The sequence below is a fragment of the Micromonospora mangrovicola genome, assembly GCF_047200535.1.
Taxonomy (GTDB): domain Bacteria; phylum Actinomycetota; class Actinomycetes; order Mycobacteriales; family Micromonosporaceae; genus Micromonospora.
Window position 1 is genome coordinate 1 of record NZ_JBJZOG010000054.1, and the last position, 12,539, is coordinate 12,539.

Annotated in this window: 9 protein-coding genes and 1 pseudogene; 6 read left to right on the plus strand and 4 right to left on the minus strand. The window is 75.4% G+C overall.

Annotated elements, in window-relative coordinates; all coding sequences use genetic code 11:
• Positions 1-57: 57 nt before the first annotated feature.
• Positions 58-240, plus strand: a pseudogene (locus ACL02O_RS20895) (XdhC family protein); the annotation flags it as partial.
• Positions 241-427: 187 nt separating this feature from the next.
• Positions 428-1,075 carry a nucleotidyltransferase family protein gene (locus tag ACL02O_RS20900; protein WP_412819801.1) on the plus strand — a complete coding sequence of 216 codons (648 nt, stop codon included), beginning with the start codon at positions 428-430 and terminating at the stop codon, positions 1,073-1,075.
• Here ACL02O_RS20900 and ACL02O_RS20905 read toward each other — a convergent pair.
• Together ACL02O_RS20905 and ACL02O_RS20910 are read right to left on the minus strand one after the other, a co-directional pair.
• Entirely contained in the window at positions 1,042-2,145 is a 1,104-nt protein-coding gene (locus ACL02O_RS20905) for a winged helix DNA-binding domain-containing protein (protein WP_412819802.1), read from the minus strand. The genes ACL02O_RS20900 and ACL02O_RS20905 overlap by 34 nt on opposite strands.
• Before the next feature lie 98 nt (positions 2,146-2,243).
• Complete coding sequence (locus ACL02O_RS20910) at positions 2,244-2,978, minus strand: PRC and DUF2382 domain-containing protein (protein ID WP_412819803.1); 735 nt, start codon at positions 2,976-2,978, stop codon at positions 2,244-2,246.
• A gap of 371 nt (positions 2,979-3,349) precedes the next feature.
• Here ACL02O_RS20910 and wrbA point away from each other — a divergent pair, with 371 nt between their 5' ends.
• Positions 3,350-3,967, plus strand: a complete 618-nt coding sequence (wrbA, locus tag ACL02O_RS20915; RefSeq protein WP_412819804.1) for an NAD(P)H:quinone oxidoreductase — start codon at positions 3,350-3,352, stop codon at positions 3,965-3,967.
• A 69-nt stretch (positions 3,968-4,036) separates the two neighbouring features.
• Here the strand turns inward: wrbA and ACL02O_RS20920 are convergent, their stop codons facing one another.
• On the minus strand, positions 4,037-5,959 hold the full coding sequence (locus tag ACL02O_RS20920) for a chorismate-binding protein (protein WP_412819805.1): 1,923 nt from the start codon (positions 5,957-5,959) through the stop codon (positions 4,037-4,039).
• A gap of 259 nt (positions 5,960-6,218) precedes the next feature.
• On the opposite strand from ACL02O_RS20920, the gene ACL02O_RS20925 reads away from it, so the two are divergent.
• From ACL02O_RS20925 to ACL02O_RS20935, 3 genes are all read left to right on the plus strand, one after another.
• Complete coding sequence (locus ACL02O_RS20925) at positions 6,219-7,622, plus strand: FGGY family carbohydrate kinase (protein WP_412819806.1); 1,404 nt, start codon at positions 6,219-6,221, stop codon at positions 7,620-7,622.
• 107 nt (positions 7,623-7,729) lie between these two features.
• On the plus strand, positions 7,730-10,501 hold the full coding sequence (locus tag ACL02O_RS20930) for a sensor histidine kinase (RefSeq protein ID WP_412819807.1): 2,772 nt from the start codon (positions 7,730-7,732) through the stop codon (positions 10,499-10,501).
• Positions 10,498-10,920, plus strand: coding sequence for a roadblock/LC7 domain-containing protein (locus tag ACL02O_RS20935; protein ID WP_123239419.1), 423 nt, complete (start codon positions 10,498-10,500; stop codon positions 10,918-10,920). Before ACL02O_RS20930 ends, ACL02O_RS20935 begins: the two co-directional genes overlap by 4 nt.
• A 54-nt stretch (positions 10,921-10,974) precedes the next feature.
• On the opposite strand, the gene ACL02O_RS20940 is transcribed toward ACL02O_RS20935, so the two are convergent.
• Positions 10,975-12,465 carry a GH1 family beta-glucosidase gene (locus ACL02O_RS20940; RefSeq protein WP_412819808.1) on the minus strand — a complete coding sequence of 497 codons (1,491 nt, stop codon included), beginning with the start codon at positions 12,463-12,465 and terminating at the stop codon, positions 10,975-10,977.
• Positions 12,466-12,539: the final 74 nt, after the last annotated feature.

The window sequence follows — 12,539 nt, forward strand, 5'->3', positions numbered from 1 at the left end:
CGCGCCGCCCGACCGGGCGTGCGGGTGCTGGTCCAGGCGGTGCCGATCGCCCCGCGGATGGTGCTGTTCGGCGCCACCGCCGTCGCCGCCGCGCTCAGCCGGATCGGCGGCGGGCTCGGCTACCACGTCACCGTCTGCGACCCACGGCCGGCGTTCACCACCACCCACCGGTTCCCGGACGCGCACGAGGTCCACCGGGCCTGGCCGCACCGCTGGCTGGCCGACACCCCGGTCGACCCGGCCACGGTGCTCTGCCTGCTCGGCCACGACCCGCGGTACGAGATTCCGCTGCTGCGGAGACCGCGCTGGCGATCGCCGCGGAGGTGGTGGCCCGGCGCAACGGCGGCAGCGGCCGGGCGCTGCACAGCCGGCACGGCCCGATCCACCGCGGCGCGGACCGCGACCGTCGGCCGGCGGCGTCGCTGCGATGACGGTCGCCGGGCTGCTGCTCGCCGCCGGGGCCGGACGTCGGCTCGGCCGCCCCAAGGCGCTGGTCGAACTGGACGGAGAACCCCTCGTTCGTCGGGCGGTACGCCTGCTCCGCGCGGGCGGCTGCCCCCTGGTGCACGTCGTGGCCGGCGCGGGCGCCGACGTGCTGCCCGAGCTACCCGGGGCGGTGCTGGTCGCCAACCCGCGCTGGCGGGAGGGACTGGGCACCTCGCTCCGCCGCGGCCTGGCATCGTTGCCCGGGCACGTCGACGCCGCCGTGGTGGTGCTCGTCGACCAGCCGGCGTTGGATCCGGCGGCGGTGCGCCGGGTGTGCGCCGCGCACACGGCCGGCGCGCCGGTCGCGGTCGCCACCTACGCCGGGCGGATCGGGCATCCCGTGCTGCTGAGCCGCGCCACGTGGTCGCTGCTCGCGCCGTACGCGACGGGTGACCGCGGGGCTCGGGACTTCCTGCGGGCCCGGGCCGACCTGGTGACCAGGATGCCCTGCGACGGCGCCGGTTCGCCCGCCGACCTCGACACCCCGGCCGACCTGGCCCGGGCCATCGCCCGGACTGCCGGTGGCGGCGCGGACGATCGGGTGGCGGCCCGTCGTCACCAGGAGTGGCGCAACGGCAGGCCGAGGTAGGCGGCGTAGCCGGCCAGCGCCGATCGGACCCGGGACCGGAGCGCGGCGTCGAACGGGGTCAGCTGCCGCACGGTCACCGTGACGGCGGATTTCCCCACCGTCCGCTTCCAGGTGCCGACGACCCGGCCGGCGCGCACCACGGTGGACTGGAACACCCCGTTGTTGCCGGGAACCACGGCGGTGGCGTGCGCCGGGTCGAGCATCAGCGTGCGGTCCTTGAAGCCGAGCAGGTACTCGTCGAAGCCGGGCAGCGTGTGCAGGTCGTCGACCGGCGTGCGGGGCGCGTCGAGCAGCGCCGCGTCGACCAGCGCCTCGGAGCCGTCCACGGTCACCGGGGCGAGGGCGTCGCCGGCCACCGCGAGGCCGCGCCGGGCGTCGGTGACGGTCAGCCCGGACCACCGGGCCAGGTCGTGCGGGCCGACCGGACCGTGGCTGCGCACGTAGCGCAGGGCGAGCAGGCCGAGCGCCTCGTCCCGGTCGGGCCGGCGCGGGTCGGGCACCCACTCGTCGAGCAGGGCGAACGTCTGCTCCTTGCCGACCTGCGGGGCGATGCAGGTGACGCCGCGCTGGCTCGCGTACCAGAGCAGGTGGTAGCCGCGTTGCCCGGCGGTGTCGAGGCCGGCGGCGCCGAGCGCGGCCAGACACTCGGCGCGGGTGAGCCGGCCGCCGCCGGCCAGCGCGGTGCCCAGCACGTCGGCCGCGCGGTCCGCGTCGTCCTCGTCGAGGCCGAGCTGCGCCCGGCGGGCCGCCGCGCCGGCCAGGGCGCGGATCCCGGTCACCGCCAGCATCCAGTGGGCGTCGCGGGACGGCACCAGGTGGACCGTGCCGCGCATCGGCCAGGTCCGCAGCGCCTCGCGCCGCTCCAGCGCCGCGCGCACGTCGGCCTGGCTGCGGCCGGGCAGCCGTACGCCGAGCGACCACTCGCCGCTCGCCGCATCCTGGGCCTGCATGGCGCCGAACCACTTCACCACCTCGGCCACGCCCTGCGGGCGGGCCACCGGGTGCGGGCGCAGCAACAGGCTGGTCATGCGCAGCGCCAGCGCCTCGGCGCCGGTGAGCCGTACCGGCACGGCCGCCTCCCGTCGATCGTGGACGGCCAGCATAGGCGGCCGGGCCGACATGTCGCGCCGGGTGCGGGCGGGTGGGGGCCACCCACCCGCCCGGGGCGTCACCGGCCGCGGCGTACCCGCTCCGGTACGTCCGCGTCGACGAGTTCCCGGCGGACCTGCGCGTGTGCCGGTCGCTCCTCGACGATCTCGTCCCGGGCGAGCCGGACCCGCTCGACCGGGACGCGTTCCTTGACCACGACCGGACGCTCGGCGTAGAGGACCATGTCGCGCTGGTCCTCGCCGAGACCGGTGGGCACGTCGCGCGGCTGGGTGACCGGTTCGTGCACCACGGTCACCTCGTCGTGCTCGACGGGCACCGTGGCGTGCACGTTCTCGGTCACCACACGCCTGCGCAGCCGGGCGGTGCCGACCGGCTCCCGGGTGGTGCCGAACCGCGCCCGCTCCTCGGACCGGACCAGCTCCGGCGGACCGGTCGCCCGCGGTGGCGGCCGCTGCGGCTGCCGGACCGCGCCCTGTCCGGGCAACTGGTAGTGCCGGTAGAGCAGGGTGAGTTGATCGACGCCGAGGGGTTGGTCGGTGCCGCTCTCCACGGCGGGGGCGCCCCGCACGGTCGCCCGGTCGTACGGCAGCCGCACCCGGCCTTCCTGCAGCCGGGCGGCGTGCAGCGGGGCCATCGATTCGTCGCGGGCCGTGCCGCCGGTCCGCACGCTGACCCAGGTGGGCTCGCCGGCGGCGTCGGCCCAGACCTGGTCCACGCTGCCGATCCTCGCTCCCGAGCGGTCCTGGACGTCCTGCCCGTACAGCGATCGGACCTGCTGTTCGGTCAGCCGCATGGGTTCGTCCTTCCTCTCGCGGGTCACCGAGAGGATCCCCGAGCGGGTGGACGGCATGCCGGAGAAATCGGGCGAATAGGAGGAGCGGCAGGAGAGCCCACCCCTGATCGCGCTACGCCAGCCATGTCGCCGGCGGAGCGCGATCCCCCGTTCAGGTTCCCGGTGCGGGGCGGCGGCCTTCGCCGGCACCGGTGCGAACAGGATCCCCGGTGCCGGGATCGCGGGAGCCGGTTGACCGTGGAACTTGCGCAAATCTTGAGCCATGGCAAGTGATCGACGGTGGTAAACGGACGCCTGCCCCCACCCGCCGTTTGACGCCGCAACCAACGGGTAGTCGGCCGAGCTGACCCCAAGCGAGGAGGAAACGGCTGATGGATGGCCAGGTCAAGTGCGCGGTGATCTACTACAGCGCGACCGGTATCACCTACCAGATGGCGCAGTCGGCGTGCGAGGCAGCCGGTGAGGCGGGTGCCGAGGTGCGCCTGCGCAAGGTGCGTGAGCTGGCGCCCGACGAGGCGATCCGCTCGAATTCGGGCTGGCAGGCCCACCGGCTGGAGACGCAGGACGTGATGGAGGCCGAGCCGGACGACCTGTCCTGGGCCGACGTGGTGCTGATGGGCTCACCCACCCGCTACGGGATGATCGCCGCGCAGCTCAAGCAGTTCATCGACACCACCGGGCCGCTCTGGGCCCGGGGCGCGCTGGCCAACAAGGTCTACGGCGGCTTCACCTCGACGGCCACTTCGCACGGCGGCCAGGAGTCGACCCTGCTGTCGCTGTTCACGGTCTTCTACCACTGGGGCGGTTTCGTGGTGACCCCCGGCTACACCGACCCCAGCCAGTTCGTTGCCGGCAACCCCTACGGCGCGTCGCACACCAGCAACAACGGGGAGATCCCGCCGGACCACGTGGCCCTGGCGGCGAGCGCGCTGACCGCGAAGCGGGCGGTGGAGATCGGCGCCGCCCTGAAGCGGGGCATGGCCGGCTGACCCGGCACGGGGACCGGCGGCCCGGGCGGGGGCTCTCGGACCCGCCCGAACCACCGGCCGCCGTTGGCCCTACCCGCGATCGGCGGATCCATGCCCGGTCAGCGCCGGACGGGCGAGCAGATGCCCGAGCAGGTCCGCGAGCACCGCCATGCCGTCGCGGCTGAGCACCGACTCCGGGTGGAACTGCACACCCGCGAAGCCGGACCCGCGCAGCGCGTGCACCGCACCGTCCGCCGGGTCGCGGGACAGCTCCGCCGGGCCGTACGCGGTGGCCAGCCGGTCCCCGTCCGCGCGGGCGGTGAAGCTGGAGTAGAAGCCCACCCGGCGGATCGCGCCGAACAGTCGGACGTCGCGCGGCAGTCCCTGGTACGGCGCGTCCCGCCGGTGCAGCGGCAGTCCGAGCAGCCCGGCCAGCAGCTGGTGGCCGAGGCAGACGGCCAGGGTCGGGCGGCCGGTCCCGAGCAGCTCCGCCAGCAGCGCGCGCAGCGCCGCCATCTTCGGCTCGGCCAGGTCGTTCGGGTCACCCGGGCCGGGACCGACCACCACCAGGTCGTGCCCGTCGACGGGGCCGGGGCGGTGCCAGTCGCGGCGGGCCACGTCCAGGCCGAGCGCGCGCAGCTGGTGGGCGAGCATCCCGGTGAAGGTGTCCTCACCGTCCACGATCAGCGCCCGGCGGCCGGTCAGTCCGGGCAGGGCGGCCGCTCCCGGGGTGCGCTGGTCGAGCCAGAACCGGGCCAGTGGCGTGTTGCGGGCGGCGAGGGCGGCGCGTACCTCCGGGTCGTCGGCCAGGCGCGGCGCGGCGGCCGGGTCGGCGGGCTGCGGGGCCTGCGGGCCGAGGCCGAAAGCGGCCAGTACCCCGGCCGCCTTGGCGTGCGTCTCGGCCACCTCGCCCTCGGCGGTGGAGTGCCGGACCAGGGTCGCCCCGACCGGCACCCGCAGCTCGCCGGTGGGGGACAGCTCGGCGGTCCGGATCAGGATCGGCGCGTCGAGGGTCTGCCGGCCCTCGGCGTCGCGGCCCAGCAGGGCGAGCACCCCGGCGTAGTAGCCGCGGCCGGTCCGCTCGTGCCGGGCGATCACCCGGCAGGCGTTCTCCATCGGGCTGCCGGTGACCGTCGGGGCGAACATGGTCTCCCGCAGCACCTCCCGCACGTCCCGGGAGCCCCGCCCGGCCAGCAGGTACTCGGTGTGCGCCAGGTGCGCCATCTCCTTCAGGTACGGCCCGACCACCTGGCCGCCGTGCTCGGCGACGGTGGCCATCATCTTCAGCTCCTCGTCGAGCACCATGTACAGCTCCTCGACCTCCTTCGGGTCGGCGAGGAAGCGCAGCAGCGCGTCCCGCTCGGCCGTCGCGCCGGTGTGCCGGAAGGTGCCGCTGATCGGATTCATCATGACTAGGCCGTCGTCGACGCTGACGTGCCGCTCCGGGCTCGCCCCGACCAGGATGCGGCTGCCGGTGTGCACGACGAAGGTCCAGTACGCGCCGCGCTCGCCCAGCAGCAGCCGACGCAGCGCGGCCAGGGCCGCCACCAGCGGCGTGCCCTGCACGGCGGCCCGCAGGGTGCGGTGGATGACGAAGTTGGCGCCCGCGCCGTGACCGATCTCCTCGGCGAGCACCCGGCCGACCATGGTCGCGTACTCCGCGTCGGAGATGTCGAAGGCCGCGTCCCGGGTTCCCACCGGCGCGGCGGGCAGGGCGGCTACCACCTCGTCGAGGGGGATCCGGCGGTGCTCGGCGATCACCAGGCACTCCAGCGGGGTGCCGTCGTCGACGCAGGCGAACCCGCGCTCGGCGATCTGCCGGTACGGGACCAGGGCCAGGGTGCGTGGCCCGGGAGCGCCCTCGGGCAACGGGATGTCGGCGAGCCGGTCAGCCGTGCGTACCGTGCCGGTGAACAGCTCCACGTGGTCGGCGCCGGCGCGGCGGACGAGCGCGAACGGGCCGGGGGTGGCGCCGGCGGCGACGGCGGCCAGCGGGTCGGTCGGGCGGGTCATCGGGGTCTCCTCGGTGGGCCGGTGGCCGCCGAACGGGCGACCCGGTGCGCCGGGGAGAGACCGGCGGCCGCCTCGTCGGGCGGCCGCGTCGGGAAGCTACGCGCGGGGGTGGGCCGCCGGGTCGGCGGGCCACCAGCAGAACAGGTGCGCGAGCATGGCGATCACTGTACGCGACCGCGCCGGGCTCGGGAACCCGATCGCCGCCCCGGCGCGCGGATCTTGGCTTCGGCCCTGCCCCCGGCGGGTAGGTTGATCGACGATGAACATCCTCGCTCTCGACCTGGGCACCTCGTCCGTACGCGGACTGGTGCTGGACGCGGACGCCACCCCCCGGCCCGGCGCGCTGGCCCGCCGGAAGGTGCACCTGACCACCGGCGAGGACGGCACCGGCACCCTGGACGGCCCGACCTACCTGGCCGGCCTCCTCGAGTGCCTGGACGAGCTGGCCGCCGGCGGGCACCTGCGGGACATCGAGCTGGTCGCGACCTCGGCGCAGTGGCACTCGGTGCTGCCGCTGGGCGGCGACGGCGAGCCGCTCGGGCCGGTGCTGACCTGGCTGGACACCCGGCCGGCCCCGCTTCCCGGCGCCCGGGGACCGGTCGACCCCGAGGCGTTCCACCGGCGTACCGGCGCCTGGTGGCACCGCTGCTACTGGTCGGTGCGGCTGCCCTGGCTGCGGGAGCGGGTCGGCGCCCCGGTCGGCCGGTTCGTCGGGCTGGTCGAGTACGTGCTGGGCGTGCTGCTCGACGAGGTGCCGATGTCGATGTCGATGGCCTCCGGCACCGGGCTGCTGGACCTGCGCCGGTTGGAGTGGGACATCGAGGCGGGTGAGCTGGCCGGCGTACGCCCCGAGGACCTGCCGACGCTGGCCCCGCGTGGGTGGCACGGCCGGCTGCGTGCCGAGCACGCCCGGCGCTGGCCGCAGCTGGCCGAGGCGCGCTGGGCCGCGCCGGTCGGCGACGGAGCCGCCTCCAACGTCGGCTCCGGCTGCGTCGACCCGACCCGGGCGGCGGTGACCGTCGGCACCTCGGCCGCGGTCCGCCTGATCCAGCCGGTCCCGGCCGGGACCGACCTGCCGCCGCTGCCCGACGAGGTCTGGCGTTACCGGGTCGACCACGAGCACGTGGTCACCGGGGCGGCGTACTCCAGCGGGGGAAACCTGTACGCCTGGGCCGCCCGGACGCTGCGGCTGCCCCAGGGGGCCGCGTTGGAGGCCGGGCTGGCCCGGGCGGACCGTAGCCCGCACGTGTGGGCCAACTCCCGGTTCGGTGGGGATCGGCCGCCCGGGATCGCGCCCGCCGGTTCGGGGGAGTTGCGCGGACTGAGCTTCAGCACCTCCGCAGTGGACCTCCTCGCCGGGCTGATGACCGGCCTGTGCCGGCTGGTCGCCGATGATCTCGCCCTGCTGGAGTCTGCCGTGGAGGGCCCGACCGAGGTGGTGCTGGGCGGCGGCGCGATGGCCGCCTCCGCCTGGTGGCGCGGCGCGTTCACCGATGCGCTGGCCCCGCGGACCGTGCGCCACCAGCGCAACCCCGAGGTCGGGGCGACCGGCGCCGTGCTGGTGGCGACGGGACGGATCGCCGAGGCGCCACATCTCGTCGGTATCGGCCGGACGGATGAGCCGAGCGCGCCGAACACCGTAGGCGGTGGCCCGCCGCGCTGACCTTCCTGGTCGCGAGGCTGGGCAGCCCGTTGACACCGACCGGGGGCCTGGTTGGATGGACCCCGCTCCCCGTCGCGGCGGAGTCGAGGGGGGACCGAGGAGGTAGCGTGGGCACAGGTCCCGACCCGGCCGGCGGCGCGACGGCGCGGCAGTCGCGCAGTCCCTCCGGGGACCGGCGGGCGGCGGCCCGGCGGCGGTCGGTCCTTCGGTTGCGGGACTGGCGGATCCGCACCAAGCTCGCCACCGTGCTGGTCATCCCGACGCTCGCCTTCCTGGTGCTGGCGGCCGTGCAGACCCGGGGGCTGGTGGGGCAGACCACCGCGCTGAGCGACTTCGCGCAGCAGGTCGGCATCGGTAGGCAGATCACCACCGTCGTGGACCGGCTCCAGCAGGAGCGGGACCGCGCCGCGGGTGAGCTGGGCGCGCTGCGGAAGGCCGCCAGCGGTGCCGACCGGGACGCGGCGATCGCCGCGCTTGAGCCGTTGCAGACCGCGTCCGACCGGGCGATGTCCGAGCTGCGAAACGCGGCCGAGCCGCTCGCCGACGCCGGGGCCGCCTGGCGGGTCGCGTACGCCGAGGTTCTGGAGGCGTACGACCAGGTCATCTACATCCGTGCCGCGATTCCGCCGGCGGTGCTCAGCAGCGAAACCATCCTGAGCAACTACCACCGGGCCATCTCCACGCTGCTCGACCTGCTGGCCGAGCCCTCGCCCGGGGACGACCAGCGGGCGCTCACCGACGCCGTGCTGCGCTACGTGCAGCTCTCCCGCGTCAAGGAGCTGTCCTCGCGGATCCGGGCCGAGCTCTACGCGGCCGCCCGAGCCGGCCGGTACGACGTCGACGACCAGGTCACCCTGACCGACCTGCGGGCACAGCAGCTCACCGCGCTGGGCGCGTTCCGGGTGGCGGCTACCACCGAGCAGATCCGCCGCTACGACCGGACGTCGCTGGACCCGGCGTTCGTGTCGGCCACCAAGCTGGAGGAGAAGACCCTGCCCAAGGGCTCCGCCGAGCCGGCCCTGCTGCCCGCGCCGCAGTGGTGGGCGGCCAGCGAGCAGCGGCAGGAACTGCTGCGCCAGTTGGAGAGAGAGGTCCTCGACGACGCCGTACGCGAGGCCGACGGCGCCAGCACACGGCAACTGCGGGACACCCTGCTGGTGGTCGGCGGCATCCTGGCGGTGCTCCTGGTCGCCGTGCTGATCTCGCTGCTCGTCGGCCGTTCGCTCGCCCGCTCGATGCGGCTGCTGCGCGGCCAGGCGCTGCGGATCGCGCAGGTCGAACTGCCGCTCACCCTGGGCCGGCTGCGCGCGGTGGACCGTCCGGTCGGCGCGATCGACGTGGCGCCGGCGGTCATCACCAGCCAGGACGAGCTCGGCGAGCTGGCCGAGGCGTTCGTGGCGGTGCACCGCAGCGCCGTCGACGTCGCGGTCGATCAGGCGCGGATGCGGCGCAATGTCAACGCGATGTTCGTCAACCTGGCCCGACGCAGCCAGGTGCTGGTCGAACGGCAGCTCGAGCTCCTCGACGAGCTGGAACGCGAGGAGAGCGATCCGGACCAGCTGGAGAACCTGTTCAAGCTGGACCATCTCGCCGCCCGCATGCGACGCAACGACGAGAGCCTGCTGGTGCTCGCCGGCACGGAGTCCAGCCGGCGGTGGAACCGGCCGGTCGGCCTGGGCGCGGTGCTGCTGGCGGCGAGCGCCGAGATCGAGCAGTACCAGCGGGTGCGCCACGAGTCCCGAGCCGAGCTGCACCTGGTCGGGCACGCGGTGGGTGACCTGGTGCACCTCTTCGCCGAGCTTCTGGAGAACGCCACCGCCTTCTCCCGCCCGGACACTGTCGTGCAGGTCGTCGCGCGGGCCGAGGGCACCGGGGCGGCGGTGGAGATCATCGACCAGGGGCTCGGGATGAGCCCGGCAGCGTTGTCGGAGGCGAACGACGTGCTGGCCGAGCCGCCGGCCGCCGACGTGGCGGCCTCCGAGCGGATGGGTCTGTTCGTGGTCAGCCACCTGAGCGCACGGCACGGGGTGCAGGTGCGGCTGCGCGGCGGCCAGGAGGGTCTCATCGCGGCGATCCGGCTTCCCGCCGACCTGCTGGCCGCCGCCCCCGCTGAGCTGGACCAGCCGGCCGCGCCGCGGATGCTGACCAGCCAGGTGGCGGCGGCGTCCCGGGCCACGATGTCACCGGCCGGGGCGTTCGGCGGGCCGCCGGGCGAGTTGCCGGTGGCGGGCCGCCGCCCGGGCGCGTCGGCGGGCGGCCCCCCCGTGTCGCCGCCCCGCGCCGCGGCCGAGCCGCCGCCGGCGTGGCAGCGCCCGTCGCCGACCGCTCTTGCGGGAGCGCAGCCCGCGCCCGCCGCGAACCCGGTGCCGGGCATGCCCGCCGCGCCGGTGCCGCCGGTCGTGCCGGCCGGTCCGGTGCCGGGGGTGCCCGCCGCGCCGGTGCCGCCCGTCGCGCCGGCCGGGCCGCCGCCGGGCCGGCGCCCCGGGGCCGCGCCCGCCGGGCCGCCGCCGGCCGTACCCCGGCAGAACCGTCCGCCGGTCCGGGCCGAGAACGTGCTGACCCCGGCGGCGCCGGCCGGTGGCGGGTGGTTCTCCCGCCAGGGTCCGTCGTCATCCCGCCTCGGTGTGACGCCGCCGCCGGCCGCGACGCCCGTCACGGCAGGGACCAACGAGCGGGGCCTGCCGGTGCGCGTACCGATGGCCCAGCTCGCCGCGGTCACCGAAAGCGCGCGTCCGACCGGGGCGGCGCCGCGCCACGAACCGGATCCGGACGCGGTCGGCGGCATGCTCTCCCGCTACTACAGCGGGGTGCGCCGGGCGGAGGCCGAGGAGACCAGGGAGATCTACATGCCGCGCAGCGAAGGAGGGCGACGACAGTGACGACGTTGAGCCAGGAGGCCCGTGACCTCAGCTGGCTGGTGAACGCGTTCGCGGAGCGGGTCCCCGGGGTGGCCCACGCCGTGGTGGTCTCCTCCGACGGCCTGCTGGTGGCGATCTCCGCCCACCTGCCCCGCGACCACGCGGACAAGCTGGCGGCGGTGACCTCGGGCCTGATGAGCATCACCGCGGGCGCCGCCCAGATGTTCGACGGGGACGTCGTCAAGCAGACCGTGGTGGAGATGGGTCGCGGCTACTTTCTGGTGATGCAGATCCGGGACGGCTCGATCCTGGCCACCCTGGCCGCGGCGGAGGCCGACATCGGGGTGGTCGGCTACGAGATGGCGCGGCTGGCGAAGCAGGCCGGTGAGATGCTCACCCCGGCGCTGCGGGCGGAGTTGCAGCAGGCGCTGCCCCGCTGAGCCCCGCCCGTCACGGCCCGGCCGGCGGCGCTGCCACCGGCCGGGCCGTGACGGCTAAAGGCCGTTGTTGCGGATCACCGTGCGGTACCAGTGCGCGCTGCGCTTGAGCACCCGGCGCTGCGTGGGGTAGTCCACGTAGACCAGGCCCCACCGCTGCTCGTAGCCCTCGGCCCACTCGAAGTTGTCCAGCAGCGACCAGACGTGGTAGCTCTCCAGCGGCACCCCGTCCCGCATCGCCCGGTGGGCGGCGGCGAAGTGGTCGCGGAGGAAGTCGATCCGGGCGCTGTCGTCGACGGTGCCGTCCGCGCCGAGCTCGTCCGGGCAGGGCAGCCCGTTCTCGGTGACGGTGAGCGGGATCCGGCCGTAGTCGCGGGTGACCCGGGTCAGGATGTCGTACATCCCCTCGGGGTGGATCTGCTGCCACTCGGCCTCGGAGGTCGGCCACTTCCGCACCGTGTCGCCCTGACCGGTGACGTAGATCGGGGTGTAGTACTGGACCGCGAGCAGGTCGACCGGGCTGGAGATGACGGCCAGGTCGCCGTCGCGGACGCCCCGGACCATGCGGCTGTCCGGGCCCAGGTCGGCCAGCACGTCCTGCGGGTACGCGCCCTTGAGGATCGAGTCGAGGTAGAGGCGGTTCTCGTAGCCGTCGTACAGCCGGGTGGCCGTCGCGGCCTCGGCGGTGTCGTCGGCCGGGTAGCACGGGTGCAGGTTCAGCGCGGGGCCGATCCGGCCGGTCGCGTCGCTGGCGCGCAGCGCGCGCACGGCGAGGCCGTGGGCGAGCTGGAGGTGGTGGGCGACCAGGTAGGCCGCCGCCGGGTCCTGCTGGCCGGGCGCGTGGTGGCCCCAGATGTAGCCGTTCTGCACCACGGTCTTCGGCTCGTTGATGGTCAGCCAGGCCGGCACCCGGTCGCCGAGGGCGCGGAACATCGCGTCGGCGTACTCGGCGAAGCGTTCGGCGGTGTCCCGGTTCTCCCAACCGCCGGTGTCCTGGAGGGCCTGGGGGAGGTCCCAGTGGAACAGGGTGGCCATCGGGGCGATGCCCCGGTCGTGCAGCCCGTCGATCAGCCGGCGGTAGAAGTCGAGGCCGCGCTGGTTGGGCTTGCCGGAACCGTCGGCCTGGATGCGGGGCCAGGAAATCGAGAAGCGGTAGCTGCGCAGGCCGAGGTCGCGCAGGATGTCGAGGTCCGCGGCGTACCGGTGGTAGTGGTCGGCGGCGACGTCGCCGGTGTCCCCGTTGCGGGTGCGGCCCGGGGTGTGGCTGAAGGTGTCCCAGACGGATTCGCCCCGCCCGTCCTCCTTGGCCGCGCCCTCGATCTGGTACGCCGAGGTGGCCGCGCCCCAGCCGAAGTCCGGCGGGAAGCGCAGCGGCCCGTGCGCGTGGTCGGGGGTGTCGTCCGGCACGTCGTCGCAACCGGCGACGGCGGCGGAGCTGGCGGCGATCCCCGCCGCGACCGCGCCGGCGCGGCCGGCCTGGGCCGCGCCCGCGGCGGTCGCGGAGGCGGCGGCACGACGCAGCAGGCGCCGTCGGGTGAGTAGCGACATGGATGTTCTCCTCGGAGTGACTGGCCGCCCGACGGCCGGGAGCGCTCCCAGCATAGGCCGACCGCGGCCGGCCG